The sequence below is a fragment of the Comamonas sp. SY3 genome, from assembly GCF_041730275.1.
GTDB classification, from domain to species: Bacteria; Pseudomonadota; Gammaproteobacteria; order Burkholderiales; family Burkholderiaceae_C; genus Comamonas; species Comamonas sediminis.
In genome coordinates, this window is the sequence record NZ_JBGTYN010000003.1 from 240,708 (window position 1) to 259,607 (window position 18,900).

Annotated in this window: 11 protein-coding genes; 6 read left to right on the top strand and 5 right to left on the bottom strand. The window is 61.4% G+C overall.

The window, feature by feature from the left end:
• Window positions 1-802: 802 nt before the first annotated feature.
• Window positions 803-1,294 carry a putative signal transducing protein gene (locus ACCQ08_RS06025; RefSeq protein WP_373449202.1) on the top strand — a complete coding sequence of 164 codons (492 nt, stop codon included), beginning with the start codon at window positions 803-805 and terminating at the stop codon, window positions 1,292-1,294.
• A gap of 74 nt (window positions 1,295-1,368) precedes the next feature.
• Here ACCQ08_RS06025 and ACCQ08_RS06030 read toward each other — a convergent pair whose 3' ends face one another.
• A complete protein-coding gene (locus ACCQ08_RS06030) occupies window positions 1,369-2,196 on the bottom strand; it encodes a LysR family transcriptional regulator (RefSeq protein ID WP_239809938.1) in 828 nt (275 codons plus the stop codon).
• 128 nt (window positions 2,197-2,324) lie between these two features.
• On the opposite strand from ACCQ08_RS06030, the gene ACCQ08_RS06035 reads away from it, so the two are divergent.
• On the top strand, window positions 2,325-3,056 hold the full coding sequence (locus tag ACCQ08_RS06035) for an SDR family oxidoreductase (RefSeq protein ID WP_239809939.1): 732 nt from the start codon (window positions 2,325-2,327) through the stop codon (window positions 3,054-3,056).
• 608 nt (window positions 3,057-3,664) lie between these two features.
• Entirely contained in the window at window positions 3,665-4,921 is a 1,257-nt protein-coding gene (locus ACCQ08_RS06040) for a hypothetical protein (protein WP_373449203.1), read from the top strand.
• 1,733 nt (window positions 4,922-6,654) lie between these two features.
• On the opposite strand, the gene ACCQ08_RS06045 is transcribed toward ACCQ08_RS06040, so the two are convergent.
• On the bottom strand, window positions 6,655-9,648 hold the full coding sequence (locus ACCQ08_RS06045) for a DUF5979 domain-containing protein (protein ID WP_373449204.1): 2,994 nt from the start codon (window positions 9,646-9,648) through the stop codon (window positions 6,655-6,657).
• Window positions 9,649-13,097: 3,449 nt separating this feature from the next.
• Here ACCQ08_RS06045 and ACCQ08_RS06050 point away from each other — a divergent pair.
• Window positions 13,098-13,349, top strand: coding sequence for a TIGR04438 family Trp-rich protein (locus tag ACCQ08_RS06050; RefSeq protein WP_239809945.1), 252 nt, complete (start codon window positions 13,098-13,100; stop codon window positions 13,347-13,349).
• Between the two features lie 174 nt (window positions 13,350-13,523).
• Complete coding sequence (locus ACCQ08_RS06055) at window positions 13,524-15,020, top strand: CitMHS family transporter (protein ID WP_373449205.1); 1,497 nt, start codon at window positions 13,524-13,526, stop codon at window positions 15,018-15,020.
• A 126-nt stretch (window positions 15,021-15,146) separates the two neighbouring features.
• Here ACCQ08_RS06055 and ACCQ08_RS06060 read toward each other — a convergent pair whose 3' ends face one another.
• Both ACCQ08_RS06060 and ACCQ08_RS06065 read right to left on the bottom strand, forming a co-directional pair.
• Window positions 15,147-15,398 carry a hypothetical protein gene (locus ACCQ08_RS06060; RefSeq protein ID WP_239809947.1) on the bottom strand — a complete coding sequence of 84 codons (252 nt, stop codon included), beginning with the start codon at window positions 15,396-15,398 and terminating at the stop codon, window positions 15,147-15,149.
• 404 nt (window positions 15,399-15,802) lie between these two features.
• On the bottom strand, window positions 15,803-16,099 hold the full coding sequence (locus tag ACCQ08_RS06065; protein WP_373449206.1) for a hypothetical protein: 297 nt from the start codon (window positions 16,097-16,099) through the stop codon (window positions 15,803-15,805).
• On the opposite strand from ACCQ08_RS06065, the gene ACCQ08_RS06070 reads away from it, so the two are divergent.
• Complete coding sequence (locus tag ACCQ08_RS06070) at window positions 16,098-17,012, top strand: LysR family transcriptional regulator (protein WP_239809948.1); 915 nt, start codon at window positions 16,098-16,100, stop codon at window positions 17,010-17,012. The genes ACCQ08_RS06065 and ACCQ08_RS06070 overlap by 2 nt on opposite strands.
• 121 nt (window positions 17,013-17,133) lie before the next feature.
• On the opposite strand, the gene dld is transcribed toward ACCQ08_RS06070, so the two are convergent.
• On the bottom strand, window positions 17,134-18,894 hold the full coding sequence (gene dld, locus ACCQ08_RS06075; RefSeq protein WP_373449207.1) for a D-lactate dehydrogenase: 1,761 nt from the start codon (window positions 18,892-18,894) through the stop codon (window positions 17,134-17,136).
• Between the last annotated feature and the right edge of the window lie 6 nt (window positions 18,895-18,900).

The window sequence follows — 18,900 nt, forward strand, 5'->3', positions numbered from 1 at the left end:
GGGTTACTACTCTCTCGATTTGTGCTTAACATGAAATGTAGCAATGAAACCATTACATCCAGCACACACCACTGCCACAGAGATAAGTGCACCAAGAGACTATTCTATTTGTATTTGGCGTTTCCATGTATGCCATTCAAGAAAACACTGACTGCAAAGAATACCGCCACCTGAATCACACCCCAATATATACCACCATAATACAAGCAGAATACAGTAAAAACCAAAATCATCAATAACTTAACCACCCGCGTGCCGACGATGTTTTTAGTAAAAACAAGTATTAAAACTCCTACAATAGGATATATTTTAATCCAGTTTAACTCTATAAAAATATCTAGAGAATTTATCACACCATTTGTCCCGGAAACATTTTTCTATAGCTACAGCCAATATTGCTGCTTTCGAGCTATCGCTCTAGATGCAAGCGATAGCAGATTCAGCATGTTTGCATGCCAACCCTTTGCAGGCCGCATAGGCGCCAGAATATCTTTAGATATTTATTTACCGACTGGATAAAACCCTCACTACGGATACAGTCAAGAGAAGGATATTTGCAATGAATGAAAGTATATCTTGGGCTTCGACTGCCTCATAAGATCGGGACGATCCGTAAGACCAGGCGCCCCATCCACTGCAGCAACATCGCAAAATCTTCAGGACAGCGTGGCTTGTCCACCGTCATCACAAACCGTAGCCGGGCGTTCTGCCGCGCATGCCTTAGCTTTGTAAACCAAGCCACTGTGGCATTTATGCATTAGCAATAGCTGTTGCTCCGCATATGTCAGCAGCATTGCAGCCCATGCCCTTGAAGCAAGAGGCTGAAACGTGGACTCTTTACGCAGAATATGCCGCAGCTCAGGGGAAAAACATGGAACACGAGACTCGCTTCATTACCTTGGAGATTCACGACACGGCCTGGCAGGTACACGTATGCCGTGGGCTGTTGGAGTCTGAAGGCATACCAGCGCATTTGTGCAGCGAGCACCATATTGGGATTCAATGGCCCATGTCGCTGGCCTTGGGAGGTGTTCGGGTGGTAGTGCCTGCAGCGCTGATGCAGCAGGCACAGGCCCTACTGGCTGAGCGTGATGAGGGGCTGCTACTACAGGCTTTGGAACTGGACTTTCCCACCCCTGCCTTGCTATGCAAACAGTGTGGTGGGCAGGCGTTTTTGCGCAAAACCCCACTCAGTTCTATATTGGCTGCCTTTCTGATGCTCTGGCTGTGGAGTGCGCCCTATCCACCGGCCAAACAGCACCAGTGCAAACAATGTGGCGCCATGGCGTCATAAAGCCCTGAAGAAGATCAGCGCTCCCACGCCCCAGCAGCGCGTCTATTGCCCACCGGGCAGCAACTCGTTGAGGGCTAGGCCTTCAAACCCTCGCCCACCACCCCATCCCGCAAACGCGCCAGCGCCCCATTACCTAAAGCCTGCACGTTGTAGCAAAGCCCAATGCGGCGTTTGAGCTCCACCTCCAGCGGTTGGGTCTGCACGCCCGGCATTGCTTGCGCCAGGGATTCGGGCACGATGGCCTTGCCCACACTGGCCGCCACCAAGTCCAGCGCCAGCGAGAAGTTGCTGGCCAGCGCAGCGGGCGAGTCGGCGCGGCTGCCGTAGATCGGCATCAGGCGCTGGTGGCTGGCGTGGGTGGGGCAGACGATCCAGTCGGTGGCGGGGTCCTGCGGGGCAGCCGTTGCGTTGTCTGGCAGCAGGGCCTGGGCGGGCAGGGCCAGCACATAGCGCTCGCTCAGCAGGGGCAGGAACAGTTCGTCCTCGCAGCGCAGCTCTTCGCTGGCCAGGCGCGCATCGCCCTCGCATTGCGCCAGCAAATGCAGTTGCACGCCGGGCACACAGGCGCGGGCAGTGGCGGCCAAATACTGCACGGTGCTGCGGGCTACATCCTCTTCCACGCCAATGGTCAGGCGCTCGCGCTCGTCACGTTTGCGAAAGCGCTGGGCCAGGTCATCGGCCTCGGCCACCATGCGGCGCAGCTGGGGGTAGAGCGCGCGGGCGTCGTCCGTCACATCCACACCGCGCGCCTTGCGCACAAACAAGGCAGTGCCCAGCGCCTCTTCCAGCAGGCGGATGCTGCCCGACAGCGCCGGCTGGCTCAAGTGCAGGCGCTGCGCGGCAGCGGTGATATTGCGCTCTTCAAAGACGGCCACAAAGGCGCGGAACTGGCGGTAATCCATGGCAAGCCATAAGCAAAACGTATGAGTGAAAGAAGAATAAACCATTTTTCAAACACCATAAGCTCGCTCTACACTAGATTCTCTACTGATTCATCAGAAATATCTATTTCTAAGAAGGCTCCCGGATTATGCAAAACCGCAAACCCCTGATCGTCATCACCGGTGCCAGCTCGGGCATTGGCCTGGCGACCGCCCAGCTGTTTTCATCGCTGGGCCACCCGCTGCTGCTGCTGGCCCGCCGGCTGGAAAACATGCAGGCCCTGAACCTCCCCGACACCCTGGCCCTCTCCGTCGACGTGACCGACCGCGCCGCACTGGCCGCCGCCGTGCAGCAAGGCGAAGCCCGCTTTGGCCCGGCCGATGCCATCGTCAACAATGCCGGCGTCATGCTGCTGGGCGAGATCACGCGCCAGGACCCGGACCAGTGGGACCGCATGCTGGATGTGAATGTCAAAGGCGTCTTGAACGGCGTGCATGCCGTCGCCGCCGGCATGGTGCAGCGCCAGCGCGGCAGCATCATCAATGTGAGCTCGGTGGCCGGCCGCAAGACCTTTCCCAACCATGTCGCCTATGTCGGTACCAAGTTCGCCGTGCATGGCCTGACGGAGAACCTGCGCGAAGAGCTCGCCGCCCACAATGTGCGCGTGACCACCATCGCCCCCGGCGCGGTCGAGACCGAGCTGCTCGGCCACACCACCGATGACAGCATCAAGGCCGGCTACGAGGAATGGAAGACCTCCATGGGCAGCAAGGTGCTGTCGGCTCAGGATGTGGCCAACGCCATCCACTACGCTTATGCGCAGCCCGATGGCGTCTGCATCCGCGAGATTGTGCTGGCTGCTACCCGCCAGCAAGCCTGAGGGCCCTCTCTCCCACCCGAACCTGACCCCATCGCCGCAAGTCTTCGCGGCGAGGGCCCTGTGCCCAGCAATGGCTGGCTCCGCCGCAAAAGGCACCGGAACGCGCAGCGCCGTCCGAGCCAGCCCTGTTTGTATTGGAAGTAAATGCAGCTGAATTAGTAAGCAAATATTACACACTCAACGGCTAGAGCTGTGTTTTTGCAGGACAGGACTCCTTCAATCGCCTACAAGCATATGGCCTGCAATATCGGCCTCGTAGCAGAGCAATCTGAATACCGAGAGTTTTGCTTATTGATCTGTTCACTAATCAATACAAACTCCCCGCCATCCATCGTCGAGGCTTGAATACGCGTAAACCCTAGGTATGCCAACCGCCTAAAACGCCGTTTTGATATAGGTCAGCGCGTTGACGGAGTTCATGATTTTGACAATCTTTGACAAATGTTAATGAGCGCACGCTTCCACAAAATCATCGCTCCATCGGGCCTAAGTGCATGTTTTCAATCCACTCTTACTAACAGAACCAAACACTCATAGTAATTTTGATATCCAATATAACTATGATAGAAATGCTCATCATAAATTTAAATACTTAAAAAGGTGAGCGTATGACATGGGGAAAATGGTTGGCGGGCGTGCTGGTCAGTGTGCCGGCAATGGTGTTGGCGCAGGCCAATATCGAGAACGGAACATTGCGGATTGGGGTGCGGGCCGATGGCTCGTTGATGCCGGAGGATATATCTCCCTTGACGGGCATTACCTACCTGGCCAATGGCGCCGATGGACTGACGCCGGGATGCTATTGCGAGGCCTGGGGCATTGCCGATGCAGTCACCAGCACCTCCGGTTTCACCGGGGCCAGTGTCGGCATCAATGGCATTACCTCGGAATCCTTCACCTCGACGGCCACCACGGCCACGGCGGTCGCCAACGCCTTTGGCACCTTCCGCGTCACCCATGCCTTTGCGCCGTCGACGACCAACAACATCTACGAAGTCAAGGTAACCATCGAGAACATCTCGTCCGCGCCGGTCGAGGCGCTCTATGGCCGCGCGATGGACTGGGATGTGTTTCCCACCCAGTTCAACGAATACACCACGATCCAGCGCGGCAGCAGCACGGCGCTGGTGTTCTCCAGCGACAACGGCTTCCACACCGCCGATCCGCTGGAAGACGACCCCGGCATTCTGTTTGTGAACCAGGACGTCGACGACAGCGGCCCGACCGACCATGGCGCGCACTTCCGCTTCAACTTCGGCACCATTGCGCCGGGTGCCAAGGTCGAGTTCACCATCGGCTACGGTGTCGCCGGCAACCAGGCCGATGCGCTGGCCGCGCTGGCCACCTTTGGCGCCGAGGCCTATTCGCTGGGCAAGCCCAGTGAAAACCCCCCGGGCACCCCCAATACCGATGGCACGCCCAACACCTTCATCTTTGCGTTCAAGGGCATTGGCGGTGTGCAGCTGATCGGTGTCGATGCCACCGACGACGCAGCCCCTGCGCTGACCCGCCCCGCGACGGGCACCGTCACAGCGGTCAACGTGCTGGCCAATGACACGGTGGACGGCGTAGCGGCCACCCCGGGCAGCGTCACACTGACGGCAGTGGGCACCTGGCCTGCGGGCATCACCGTGTCGCCGGATGGCAATGTGCTGGTCGGCCCTACAGCGGCGGCTGGCGCGTACACCTTGGGCTACCAGATCTGCAGCACCGTGCAGGCGACGCAGTGCGATACCGCGAATGTGACGTTGCAGGTGGATGTGCCGGTGGTGGTTGTGCCCAAGGCGGTGCCTGTGGGTCATCCGCTGGTGTTGGCGGGTTTGGGTTTGCTGCTGCTGGGCGTGGCGCGCCGCAAGCTGGTTTGATCAGCTAACGGGGTACTGTGCCCTCATGCCTCGTTGCTTTGGCGCGGGGCTCTTCATGTTCATGTTCATGTTCATGTTCATGTTCATGTTCATGTTCATGTTCATGTTCATGCTTTTGCATGTGCCTGCGGCGCGGCTTGGTTTTGCTGGCCGGATTTCGCCCGGCGGGCGAGGTACTTTTCTTGGCGACCAAGAAAAGTACCCAAAAGAAGGTCGCCCTGCTGACTGCGTCCCTCCGCTTCGCTGCGGGCAACCTGTGGTGCTCGGGCATGGGCTGCACCGCGAAACTCACTACGCGCCAGAGGCGCTCCGTTCAAACAGACGCGGTGAGTCAGTTCACGAAGCAGTTGCACTCTTCGGTGCAACTGCCCAGCCCATACCCTGTGCTCCTCGGCGCATTCAGAAGGGGAGATTCGCAGACGCAGGCCATCGCTGCGCTCGGCCTGTTTGGGGGCCGAGCGCAGCGACGGCCTACTGGTATTTGGCTGTTGTTTGCATCCCCCCTTTTGCATGCGCCTGGGGCGTGGCGTTTGCGGGGTGGCGCTGGCACCGAAGAGTGCCAGTGCATCGTCAACTAGCTTGCCGCGTCTGTCCGAACGGAGCGCCTACGGCGCGTAGAGAGTTTCGCGGCACACCCCGCAAACGCCACGGCACAGGTTGCCCTTCGCTACGCGAAGGGACGCAGTCAGCAGGGGCGCCTTTGCTTTGGTTACTTTCATTTGGCGCCAAATGAAAGTGACTGCGCCGCCGGGCGCACATCCCGGCCAGCCGCCCTACGCCAGTAGTAAACAGCGCCTATAAATATGCGCAGCGGAAAGCAAACCAGAAGCCACACTTAACTGCAAAGGACCAAGTCCTCCACCACCCAAAGAAGCTATCCCGAATCCCCCCTTTTGCATGCGCCTGGGGCTTGGCGTTTGCGGGGTGGCGCTGGCATCGAAGACTGCCAGTGCATCGTCAACTAGCTTGCCGCGTCTGTCCGAACGGAGCGCCTACGGCGCCTAGAGAGTTTCGCGGCACACCCCGCAAATGCCATGGCACAGGTCGCCCTTCGCAACGCGAAGGGTCGCAAGCAGCAGGGGCGCCTTTGCTTTGGTTACTTTCATTTGGCGCCAAATGAAAGTGACTGCGCCGCCGGGCGCACATCCCGGCCAGTCGCCCTACGCCAGTAGTAAACAAAACCAAAAAATAAGCACAACGGCCAGCCAACCAGACTCTCAAAGCCCTAGCCCCAAAACACCCAAAGAAGCTATCCCGAATCCCCCCTTTTGCATGCGCCTGGGGCTTGGCGTTTGCGGGGTGGCGCTGGCACCGCAGAGTGCCAGCGCTTCGTCAACTAGCTTGCCGCGTCTGTCCGAACGGAGCGCCTACGGCGCGTAGAGAGTTTCGCGGCACACCCCGCAAACGCCACGACACAGGTTGCCCTTCGCAACGCGAAGGGACGCAAGCAGCAGGGGCGCCTTTGCTTTGGTTACTTTCATTTGGCGCCAAATGAAAGTGACTGCGCCGCCGGGCGCACATCCCGGCCAGCCGCCCTACGCAGTAGTAAACAAAACCAATAAACAAGCACAACGGCCAGCCAACAAAACTCAGCAACGCCGCAGGCATCAGCAAAGGCAAAACCGCACCAAAAACAAAAACACAAACAAAAAAAAACCGGGGCCAAAGCCCCGGTCCTCACTCACATCAACCAGACAGCAACGCGGAGTGGCCCGCGCCGCTGCCCAGCGGATTTAACGCTTGCGCATATGCACGCCAGCAGCCGCCATCATCAGCATCGCCAGCAACATCAACGCCACACGGCTGTCCACAGGCACAGGCACGGGATTAGCCGCTTGCACCTTGGTCAGCTCGTTCGTCAACGCCACCGGCATATCCGAATCCGCCTCCACCGTCACCGTGGTCTGGTCGAACGCAGGGTCCGCCCAGCGATAGCCGGCAGGTGCGTCAGGCAGCGTCTCGGTGATCGTGCACTGGGCACCGGCTTGCACACCGGTGATCATGGCCGACGCCGCAGGCGGCGCGGTCAGGGTCACGCTGTGGGTCGTGCCAGCGGTGGGCAGGTCGCAGGTGGCAGTCAGCACAAAGCTGAACGGACCGGCCACGCCGTCAGGCAAGGTCGTGGTGGCATTCACCTGGATGTTGCCTTGCTTGCCGGTCAGCGCATTGGTCACGCTGACTGCCACGGCACCGGTGGCAGGCACCACCACAGGGGCGGGCACCGAAGGGGCAGCCCAGCTGTAGTTGGCCGGGGCGGCCGGCAACGGCTGGTCTTCGACCACCGAGCAGTTGGCACCGGCCGGCACGTTGGCAATGGTCACCTTGGTGTTGGCCGGGTAGTTGGCCAAGGTCGCGGTGTAGGTGGTACCGGCAGCGGGCAGGTCACAGGTAGCGGTAAAGCCAAAGTTGAAGGGGCCCGTCACACCGCTGGGCAGCGCCAGGGTCTTGGTCACTTCAATGCCGGCTTGTCCGCGCACCAGGGTGCTGGCCATCGTCGTCGCCACATCGCTGTTGGCCACCACGGTCACCGTCGCATTGGCAGGCGCAGGGCCCCAGGTGAAGTTGGTGGGGGCCGTGGGCGCTGGGCCTTCGGCCACCACGCACTGCGCACCGGCAGGCACGTTGGCGATCGTGGTCGAGGTCGCGCCCGGGTAGCTCAAGCTGGCAGGGAACACGGTGCCAGCGCTCGGCAGATCGCAGGTGGCCGTGTAGCTGAAGTTGAACGGACCGTTCACGCCTTGGGGCAGGGTCAAGGTCTTGTTGATGGTGATCGTGCCGAACTGCTGAACCAGCGTATTCGTCACACCGACCGACGCCACACCGCTGGCAGGCACCGTCACCGGCGCAGGCACACTAGGGGCGCCCCACTGGTAGCCATTCGGCGCCGCAGGCAGCGGAGCGTTTTCCGTCACCGCGCAGCTGGCACCCGATGGAATACCGGGGATCGTCACCCGCGTGTTGGCCGGGTAGTTGGCCAAGGTAGCACTGAAGACCGAGCCGGGCGTAGGCAGGTTGCAGGTAGCGGTAAAGCCAAAGCTGAAGGGACCGGTCACACCGTCTGGCAGGGCCAGCGTCTTGGTCACTTCAATACCGGCAAGCACACGCACCAGGGTGCTGGCCATCGTCACCGGGGCCGTTGCGTTCAAAGGCACCGTCACTGGCACATTGGCAGCCGCTGGGCCCCAGGTGTAGTTCGCAGGGGCTGCAGGCAGGGGGCCTTCAGCCACCACGCACTGTGCACCGGCAGGCACATTGGCAATGGTGGTCGACGTTGCGGTCGGGTAGGTCAGGCTCGCAGGGAACACCGAGCCGGCCGTGGGCAGGTCGCAGGTCGCCGTGTAGGTGAACGTGAACGGACCAGGAGCATCACCAGGCAAGGCCAGATCCTTGGTGATCGTGATGCCGCCCAGCAGCGGGTTCAGCGCATTGGTCACCGTCACGGCCGCATTGCTGCTGGCAGGAATCACCACCGCAGCCGGGGTCGTCGGCGCAGCCCATTCGTACAAGGCCGGGGCCGCAGGCAGCGTGTCTTCGGTCACCGTGCAGGTGGCGCCAGCAGGCAGGCCTTCAATCGCGACCGAGGTTGCGCCGGGGTAGCCCACCAGGGTGGCAGGGTAGGTGAAGCCCGCCGTTGGCAGGTCGCAGGTAGCGGTAAAGCCAAAGTCAAACGGACCATTCACGCCGCCGGGCAAGGTCAGCGCCTTGTTGATCGTCAGCGCACCCACTTCATGCTCGGCAAAGCGGTAGTCAATGGCGGTAGCGCCGGTGGCCACCACAATGCCGCTGATGCTGCGGCCCACGGGCGTGCCCGATGCGGCGCCGTTGACGGTACCGGCCGTCGAGCCCACATTGCGCAACGTCGCAGCTGGCGTAATGCTCAGGGTCCACGATCCGCTGGCCAGGCCGGGGAAGTTGGCTTGGCCATCGACCGTAGCGCCAGGCGCAAAGCTGTAGACGCCCGAGGCGTTGGTCACTGCGGTATGGGTCTCACCGGCCACGCAAGCGGGGCCTGCATCGCAGGTCAGGGTCGCCGTCACACCGGCAATACCGGCTTCACCGGCATCCGGCGTGTTGTTCATGTTCGCATCGAGGAACACGCTCCCCGTCAGGCTGGCCGCTGCCTGGCCGCTCAGCTGCACCGAGCCGCTGGCCGTCAGCACCAGGCCGCCGGGGGTCTGTTCGCGGCCAAACACGTCGTTGAACAGCTGGGTCGTCGGCGACAGGGGCGACACCGTGCGCATCTGCAGATTCGCAATACCGCTATAGCCGGGATTCAGTACCGAGCTGGTGGTAAAGCGCAGGGCCGTTACACCCGCGGGGAACGCTGCGCCCGCCGTGTAGGGTTGCCACGCAACGCCGGTGGCGGCGTCTTCATTGCCTACCGTGCGCACTGCTGCTTGCACGGTCGCCGAAGGGGTCGTGGTGTACTCGATACCAATCGTGCCTTGGCCCGCACCGCCCATGGCCGCATCCACGCTCAGCATCTGCAGCGCGCCCAGGCCGGTAGTCCCACGCAGGTCACCGTCAAACGGCAGCACATCGACCATGCGCAGCCGGCCCTTGGTCAGGCTGGTGGCATTGCCAAAAGCGATCGCATAGGTAAAGGGCTCACCCGCGGTGATGCGGGTAACGGGGTTAGCTGGGTCGGAATTATCTTCCGTTCCACCTGCGACCAGCGACTTGCTCATCTGGAAGCCGGCTACGCCGGAAACCGTGGTCGTAGCCACTTCACGGCGGTCTTGAAGCAGCGCCTGTGGCTGGATAGTCGGTAGACCTGTGTAATCCGCAAAGCTCAAGTCATTGCTGGCAGAAACCAAGCTGGATACAGGGTAGGCCCCGACCGGCGCAATAAATGCCGCCTGGGCTTGGAAGGTGAAGGCCGGGTGAACGGTTACGTGGCCCTGATGGGGTGCCGGTCCAACAGCACCACCCGGAGCGGCCAAGTCATTCAAACGCACTATCAGCTTGGCTGGAGCGCCGTCATCCGCTGTTCCAGGCAGGCCATCATCGCCCAAGTCTGCAGGCGTCAGATCAAAGGCAGCGCCCGGTGGCAATGATGCACCAATCGAACTTGCAACAGGCTGGATATAGGTGTTGGGGAAATCAATGGTGATTTCGACATTACGAGATACACCGTCAATCCCTGTTATTGGCGAACCAACAGTGCGTGGTGTCACCGTGATTGGAAAAAGACTGCCAGGGGCCACGCTGCCTGGCATTGCGATGGTATGGCGAGCCAGTGCGGATGCCGCTTGCACATAGCCACCACCCGCAGCACCGACACCCGCGTCACCGGTACCGTTATAGGTAGAAAACACACGGCCCGAGCTGCTAGTAAAGTACTGGCGGAACCATGGAAGTGGGGCATTGTCTGCCAAAGCCAGAGATATTGCGCTGGTGCTGCGCTGCATAGGCATTACCAAGCCAACCGTTTGGCCTGGCAGCAGATCTGGGCGATAGGCATAACGCACGCTGGTGATCGTGTTGGGTGGCAGTGACGCATAGTCACTCGTCCATGCCGTGTTGCCATCGCCTGCTACGCCGCAATTGGCAGCGCGTCGTGCCGCATTATCGGCATAAGGCTGGGCTGAATACTCCACCACCATATCAGCGGGAGCAACATCAGGCCCTGTGCCTGGCGGGCTGAAAAAGCCCGTAGAAACGGCAAGCTTCAGGCTTGAGGCAGCACGCAACTCCAGCAACGCAGGGTCCCAAGCAACGCATGACTGGACATCGGTCGCAGCTTCTTCAGAAATGCTCTGATTGCTCACACCCGACAACGCCAAGAAGGCCTGGCCAGGCAGCACCTTCTCATTTCCACGCGTATATCCATGGTCATCGCCATAAATATAATCAGTTGCGTCTGCTGTGGCACCGCCAGTAATCGACAGTATTACAGGTTGGCTGCGGTTCACCGGACTATTAAAACAAGTTTGCGTTGCATTCAAGTTCACATCAGGCGTGCAGCTAAAACCAGGGTCATAGCCAGGGGCAGGCACAACATTAGGCTGTCCCGACAGACCCAAGGGCGCAAAATTGGTGAGCTGCGCGGTAATTCGACTTACGACACCAGGTGGGAAATTCGGATCTTCAGGGACCGCAACTCGCACCAAAATCTGTGTCGTTTGTCGCCAATCTGTCTGATAGCCAGCAGGATAGACGGCATCCAGATAGTTCGTCACCAAGTTGGGATACTGCACCACAATATCAGCGCCTGGCGCAGATTGCGTGCAAGTTGCTACGCTGGGGCAGACAGCCACTGTAGCACCAGGCTGCACCTTGATGGTGACTGATAAGGGGCTTTGCAAAGCCTCATAACCTTTGTAATTGCCGCTAGCTGGCAGCACAGCACCCACACTGATAGCAACAGGCATCACGCGCTGCCACACACCGGGCGAGGTCTCCTGGCGCTGAATACCTGGCACTTCCACCCGCACACGGGTATCAGTCTTCGGCGTAGCCGACACCGTCACCGGCCCCGAAGTCGCCGACGAACCACCCGAGGCAGCCGTCATCGTCACCGCAGCACCATTGGCCACTGCACCGACCCAGCTCAGCACCTGGAACGATTCCACACCAGCACTGGCTGGCGCGCGGTTACAAGTCAGCACGGTACGGGCCGCATTCAGCGATCCACCACCGGTGCCATTGCACACGGTAGCCGCAGTAGCGGTTGGATCCCAGCGCATACCAGCCGGCAAGGTCGCGGTAATCGTGCTGCTGGCGGTGTTCGACGCGTTGTAGTTGATGGTGTACAGAACGGTGTCTTGCGTACGCACAACACCGTTCAGCGGGCCACTGTCATTGCCGGGGCTGTTGTCGGCATCAAAGGGGCCGGCGCCATCGGCGCTGACGACCACGCTGGTGATGCTGATGGCGGCATGGGCCGGGGCGGCCAAAGCGCAAAAGCCGGCCAAGGCCAGCAGTGTTTTACCCAGTGCGCCCCGTAGCGGCGCCCCCTCCCTGGCGGCGCTGCGGAGCGGGTGCGCGTGCGCCCCCGGCCACAGCAGATTGATGCGATTTTTTATCATCACAACTCCATTCATTGAAAATATTAATATTTAAGAATTCTAATGGCTGCTGCGATGAAAGTAGCATCTGTCACAACAAACGGCGTAAAAACCACCTTTTCTACACTGGTTTAGAAAAATTGACATTTGTGCAGCAGACGTGCGCCAAACCAGGGTTTACCCAGGCGTCGCACGGCCCGATGTGGCGGGCGCTCCCACCCCCTTGAAAACCTCAGAAACCATCGGCCAGCATTAGCTAGGCTGCTAGCGCTTATTGCGCAGAAACCGGTTTGTTAAGCGTGGCGCCGGGGTTGAAGATTGATGGAAAATCGATGGGTATAGCATTTATGCATATTTTGTAACCAATGGTTTATGTACGCATCGAACCACGACGATTTCAGTGCAGTGAATCAAAAAGTAACACCGCTATTCAATCGGAAAATTTCCTGTATTAGCAAGGGGATACGGGCCTCCTTCCGCTGCTAATTTCTGATGAAACGGCAATCATTTCTGATTAATTAATCGTTAGATGAATGTGCTTATTCACATACTTCTGTTTGTTAATTTCTGAAAACCAAACCCTGCAGTCTGGTCGGGCAATGCAGGGCTTTTCAGCGGTTAAAGGGCTGAATCGCTGCGCCATGGCAGCCCACCCATACTGCTGCGGCCCGGCCTATGGCGGCGGGGATAACGGCAGTGCGCTGCATGGGGGCCGCACCGCGCTGCGCCGAGGGCAAAAGGCGTGCCCGCACGGGCATCGGGCCATGCCGGTACGGCGCCAAAACAGCTGAAAAAGGGGTGGCGGCGGCAGAACGCGGCCACCCAGGCCGGCCACCGGTTGGGGGTGGAACCAACGCATTGAATAGACGTTAATGATTGGTTTAATTATTTTGTTAGTACATCGCTATAATTTGCGCAGTCATGCCTGGCGGCAGCGCACGCTGTAGCGCGCTGCACGGTAGGCATGCTTCGTGCCGCTTGCCGCGCGGGGATGGGCAGATGCCTTCCCGCTCGGCGCTCCGGCTCCCCCCATCACCATGGGCAGGCGTGCCACTCCTGGTCTGAGCCCACGCCGCCTGCCCGCACTGCAGCGCCGCTGCGCCTTGCCACCATGCTCCCCAGCCCGGCAAGCCGGCCTGCAGTGCACACCCTCCCGCACCGCTGCCATGTACCTGCTGATCATCGCTGTCGTCGTACTGATGCTGAAAATCTATGACATTCCACCGGTTAATAGCTGGCTGTGGATGGAGGTGCTGCTGCCCTCTTTCATGGCGCTGCTGTGGAAGCTTTGGGCTGACTGGTCCGGCTACACGCGCAGGCGCCTGCGGGCGCGCCACGCCCGCAGGCGGTCGGCCCGCTATGTCCAGGACAAAGGCCTTTGCAAGATCAACGCCACACCCCGGCCGCCCAGCCGGTAGGAACTGCCCACACGGCCCGGCCAACCCGCCCATCCGGGCACCGGTTTGCCGAGGAGACAAGACGGGAGGCCCCAGTGCCCCCGTCCCCTGCGTGTGTGGCCTTCGCGCCCGCCGGCCGCATCCGTTGACAGGTAGCGGCCACTTCCCCCCACGCACTATAAGAAACAAGTACCTATGCTCACGTTGATTGGTTTAGCCATTATTGTTGTCATCGTCGCCTTGCTGCTGACCGAGAAAGTCTCGCCCGTCATCAGCATGGTGCTGGTTCCGCTGGTTGGCGCGCTGGTCGCCGGCTTCAGTACCACCGAGATCAACGCCTTCTACCGCCATGGCATCGGCTCGGTGGTGCAGGTGGTGACGATGTTCATCTTCGCCATTCTGTTTTTTGGCGTGATGAACGATGTGGGCCTGTTCGACCCGCTGATCCGCGCGATGGTGCGTATCACGCGCGGCAATGTGATTGCGGTGGCCGTCGGCACGGTGGTGATCTCGGCGATCGCCCAGCTCGACGGGGCTGGCGCATCGACCTTTTTGCTGGTGGTGCCGCCGCTGCTGCCGCTGTACCAGCGGCTCAAGATGAGCCCTTACCTGCTGTTCCTGCTGCTGGCCGCAAGTGCAGGCATTGTCAACATGCTGCCCTGGGGCGGCCCGTTGGGCCGTGTGGCGACGGTGCTGGAGATGGATGCCGTCGTGCTGTGGCGCGATCTGATCGTGGTGCAGGCCATGGGCCTGGCGATGCTGCTGGCATTGGCGGTGTTCCTGGGTCTGCGTGAGCAGCGCCGCATTCGTCTGCAGGCGCGCCGCGCAGCGCAGGCAGTGCAAGCGGGTGATGGCGCGGCCGATGCGGCGATGAACGCGGACGCGCAGGCAACGGCGCCCACACCGCTGGATGCGCAGGCACCTACACAGCCCGCAGCAGTGGCAGCCGCCCCGGCGGCAGCGGTGGCCCCTGCGCCGCTGGCCGATCTGGCTGCAGCGCTGCAGCCGCATGCGGCCACCGAGCTGGCGATACAGGAAGCAGCGGCCAGAACGGCCGACGACGCGCGCAAGCTGCTGCTGCGCCCCCGGCTGCGCTGGGTCAACGCGCTGGTGTTTCTGCTGACCCTGGCGGTGCTGGTGATGGGCGTGTTCCCGCCGGGCTATACCTTCATGATTGCGCTGTGCGTGGCACTGGTGATCAACTACCCCCAGCCCAAGGTGCAGATCGAGCGCATCAATGCCCATGCGGGTGGCGCGATCATGATGGCCAGCATCATCCTGGCAGCGGGCACCTTCCTGGGCATCCTCAAGGAGTCGGGCATGCTCAACAGCATTGCGCTGGCGCTGGTCCATGTGCTGCCTGAGGTGCTGCTGCCCTATGTGCATCTGGTCATTGGCGCCATCGGCATTCCGCTGGAGCTGGTGCTGAGCACCGATGCCTATTACTTTGCGCTGTTCCCGGTCGTCGAGCAGATCACCTCGCAGGCTGGCGTGCCACCGACCTCTGCCGCCTACGCAATGGTCATCGGCAGCATCGTGGGCACCTTTGTCTCGCCGTTCTCACCGGCGCTGTGGATGGGGTTGGGCCTGGCCAAGCTGTCGATGGGCCAGCATATCCGCTACTCGTTCTTCTGGGTCTGGGGGGTGTCGCTGTCGCTGCTGGCAGCGACCTGGTTCCTCGGCATCATCTGAACGCGCAGTGCGGGCGGCCTTGGCAGGTTGCCCCGCAGCTGGCACAAGCACGGCGCCCGAGGGCGCCGTTGTCGTTGCTGTGCCTGCCGGGGCGGTGGGGCAGCGGTGGGGGCGCGAGGCGCCTGCTCAGCGGCGCAGCATGCGCGCTGCCGCTGCCAGCGCCGGTGCATCGTCTGCGGCAGCCGGGCGCTCCTGCAGCGACAGCCGGAAGTCGCGGGCATAGCCAAAGCTGGGCGCCGGGTGGCGCGCCGCAAACCAGAACGTCGTCGCCGACGCGATCTGCGGCGTGCAGTACCAATAGGCATGGCCGTCACCATCCATCGCCCACCAGCGTGCGTTGGCGGGGGCCTGGTTCCAATCAATTGCTGAAAATTTCATCACAGAGCTCATATAAAAAAAGTGTCGTGTCCAACGCCGCTGCAGCACCGGACACTGCGGGGGCAGACGGGCCTGCGCTTTATCGCCAGTGAGCGATGCTGCTATGGGCATGGGGAAGGAAAGAAGCGGCAACGCAGGCCCCGCGCGCTGCGGCGGCCGGGGCATACAGGCACCGGGTTGACGAGGCGCGCTGTTGCCTGCAGCGGCGACCCTGGGGCGCCGGCATTCCGGGTGCGCGCCACCCACCGGTGAGGCGGCAACCTAGCCGCCGGGCGCAGCGCTTTAGTGCACACGCCCCTTGCCAAACGCCCGTTCTTTGCCAGGCACCTGCACCAGGTTGCCGGCCGCAAGCGCGGGGCGCGTGCCCACCCCAAAAAAGCAGCACGAATGATATATCACACCTATCAGGAATAATAGTTAATTAATTTAACAAATGTTATGCCTTTGGGCGCTTGCGCCCTTTGCCGCTGCGGAACCGCGCCCGAAACAGAGCCTCCTAAGCTGTTGTAAACCGGTGAAAACCCCATCCACAAAGGCTTTCCAGGCGACAAGTCAGTACCCGTTTCGCGCTGCAGCATTGCGCTACGGGCCTCACAGGAACGGTGAATTCTCTTCAATTCCTTACTTTTTAGTAAAAACTGCATAACATAGGAATTTACAATTGGATGATTTAACGCTATTTGAAAAAATGAATTCATCATGACGCACGTATTTCAGCCGCAGAGATCGGCACCCATCCCCACCCTGCGGCAGCTGAGCTGTTTCAAGCAAGCTGCCGAGCACCCTACTTTTACCCAGGCCGCACAGGCGCTGGACATGAGCCAACCGGCTTTCTCGTCCGCGATCCGCGAGCTGGAAATCACCCTCGGGGCCACGTTGTTTGACCGCAGCATGCGGCGCGTGCGGCTGACGCCTGCCGGCGAATCGGTACGCGCCCAGGTCAGCTGGATGATCGCCACCTTTGACCAGGGCATGGAAGACATGCACCAGCGCCTGCAGCGCCAAAGCCAGCTGATTCGCGTGCACTGCATTCCATCGGCCTCGCAGTGGATCGCACCGCGCATGGGGCGCTTTCAGCAGCGCCACCCGCAGGTGCAGTTCGAGCTCGATGACATGCACAGCGACACCTTGGCTGAGTCGATCACGCAAGGAGATGCCGACATCGCCATCGGCCTGCACTTCGACACGCCGCTGCACATCGATTCGCGCCTGATCACGACCGACGAGATGATGGTGGTGGTATCGCAGCGGCACCCGCTCGCCCGCCTGCCCAAGCTGTACTGGAAGGACCTGAAAGACCAGTCGCTGGTGGTGCTGCGCCGGGGCAATACCTACGACATGGTGGCCTCGGCGCTCAAGGAGCAAGGGGTGGAGATCAACGGCCCGCAGAACCTGTCGTCGATCGAGTCGCTGTATGCCGTGGTGCACAGCGATCTGAAGGTGGGCGTGATTTCCAGCATGAGCCGGCAGGCGCACCAGGACCCGCAGCTGTGCTACCTGCCGGTGAGCCGCCCGCACCTGGCCAGAAAGATCTGCCTGATGAAGCATGGCCGGCGTGCCGATACGCCGCTGCTGGTGCAGACCTTCTGGGACATGCTCTGCGACGAGCTGTAAGAGCGCCCGGCGGCGCCAGCATCCCCACCAAGCCGACCCCAGCAACGTGCGCTTATCAGCGCCCTCCCATGCCGCCAGCCAACCCGCCAGCCAACGCCACAACGATGGACGGGCTCAAGCCCTAGTCCGCATAACCCTGAGGCCAGCGTGTTCGCCGATCACAGCAAGCCTCCCAGTTCTTGCCCCGGGCCGTGTGGCCAATGCCGGGGTTGAAGCTGTTGCTGGGATCCAGTTCCCGATAAAAATCAGCCAGCGCAGGCTTGGCCACATAGAGGTGGCCCACGTTATGTTCTGCCGGGTACTCGGCCCGGCGCGCATCGAGCAGCGCCCACATGCGGTGCTCCATCGCCAGCGGATCGACGCCTTTTTTGACGATGTAATCCTGGTGGAACACATGGCAGAAGAAATGGCCGTAGTAGAGCTTGTGCACCATGTCGGCCTCGACGTCGGCCGGTAGCTGCTCCACCCAGTCGCGGTCATTGCGGCGCAGCGCCACATCGAGCGCCACGATGTCTTCCACCTCGGCGCGGTGCACTTCGCGGTAGCGAATGGCAGCACCGGCAATCGCAAAGCGGTGCAAAAACGCCTTGCGGCCCTCGTCCGCATCACACTCAAACCAGCCGCCGCTGGCGCTGCCGCTGAAATGCTCCGTAAGGAACGCGCGCGTGGCATCGGCCGTGTCGGTGGACACGCGCAGCAGCAGGTGGTGCGCATAGCGCTCGCGCCACTGGCGCATGCGCGGCGGCAAGTGGCTGGGCAGCAGGTTGGTCAAGGCCTGGATGATGCGGTCGCTGACGCCGCGCAGGCCCAGCCGTTCAAAAAAGCCATCGACCCGGCTTTTGAGCGCAAAGGCCGCCGGCACGCGGGCCGTGCCAAAGCGGTCGATCAGCAAGAAGGTGTCCTTGCCGTATTTCTCGCCAATGTCGTAGGCGGTGCGGTGGATGTACTCGCCGGCAATGGGCAGCTCCGGCAAGGCGGTGAGCAGATGGCGGCGCACGGTGGTCAGGTCGTCGGCCGCATTGCTGCCGATGTAGAAGACGGTGCTGGGCACCTTGGGAAAGGTATCGAGCCGCACCGCAAACAGGCAGAGCTTGCCGGCCGAGCCCGAGGCCTCGAACAGGCGCGAGGGATCGGCATTGAAGCGCGCGGGCGAGTCCTGGTCCACATCGCGCACGGCGGCGGCATAGCGCGGATCGGATGCGGCACGCTGCGCATCATGGGCAATATCGGCCTCGCGGTAGTCGCCGCTTTGCAGCCGGGTCAATATCTCTTGCGGCGTGGCGCCCAGCGCAATGCCCAGGTGGTTGACCAGCACCAGCCGGCCATCGGCCTGCACCTGGGCGTAGAGCGCCAGCTCGGTGTAGGCCGGGCCGCGCCGCACCAGGGCGCCGCCGGAGTTGTTGCAGATACCGCCCAGCACCGAGGCACCGATGCAGGACGAGCCGATGACCGAATGCGGCTCTCGCCCCAGGGGCGCCAGCACCTGCTCCAACTTGTCCAACGTCGCCCCGGGCAGGCAGACGACCTGGGCGCCGCCGGCAATCACCTGCACCCCGGTGATGCGCAAGGTGTTGATCAGCACGATCTCGCGGTCATAGCCGCTGCCGTCGGGCGTCGATCCGCCTGTCAAGCCGGTGTTGGCCGCCTGCATGATGACAATACGGTCTGCGGCCACGGCCGCCTCCAGCACCTGCCACTGCTCCCAAAGGCTGCCAGGGCGCACCACCGCCAGCACCGGGCCTTCCCCGGTGCGGTGGCCTTTGCGAAAGCGGCGCGTGGCCTGGTCGCCAGTCAGCACATGGGCAGGGCCCACGGCGGCACGCAGCTGGGCGAGCAGTGCATCGCGCGAGACGGGGGTGGTGGTGGCGGTAGCGGCGGTCATGGGGTC

Excerpts from the sequence above, each read along its gene's own strand:
- ACCQ08_RS06025 (WP_373449202.1), top strand. The coding sequence starts at position 803 with ATGCCCTTGAAGCAAGAGGCTGAAACGTGGACTCTTTACGCAGAATAT.
- ACCQ08_RS06030 (WP_239809938.1), bottom strand. The coding sequence starts at position 2,196 with ATGGATTACCGCCAGTTCCGCGCCTTTGTGGCCGTCTTTGAAGAGCGC.
- ACCQ08_RS06035 (WP_239809939.1), top strand. The coding sequence starts at position 2,325 with ATGCAAAACCGCAAACCCCTGATCGTCATCACCGGTGCCAGCTCGGGC.
- ACCQ08_RS06040 (WP_373449203.1), top strand. The coding sequence starts at position 3,665 with ATGACATGGGGAAAATGGTTGGCGGGCGTGCTGGTCAGTGTGCCGGCA.
- ACCQ08_RS06050 (WP_239809945.1), top strand. The coding sequence starts at position 13,098 with ATGTACCTGCTGATCATCGCTGTCGTCGTACTGATGCTGAAAATCTAT.
- ACCQ08_RS06055 (WP_373449205.1), top strand. The coding sequence starts at position 13,524 with ATGCTCACGTTGATTGGTTTAGCCATTATTGTTGTCATCGTCGCCTTG.
- ACCQ08_RS06060 (WP_239809947.1), bottom strand. The coding sequence starts at position 15,398 with ATGAAATTTTCAGCAATTGATTGGAACCAGGCCCCCGCCAACGCACGC.
- ACCQ08_RS06070 (WP_239809948.1), top strand. The coding sequence starts at position 16,098 with ATGACGCACGTATTTCAGCCGCAGAGATCGGCACCCATCCCCACCCTG.
- ACCQ08_RS06065 (WP_373449206.1), bottom strand. The coding sequence starts at position 16,099 with ATGATGAATTCATTTTTTCAAATAGCGTTAAATCATCCAATTGTAAAT.
- dld (WP_373449207.1), bottom strand. The coding sequence starts at position 18,894 with ATGACCGCCGCTACCGCCACCACCACCCCCGTCTCGCGCGATGCACTG.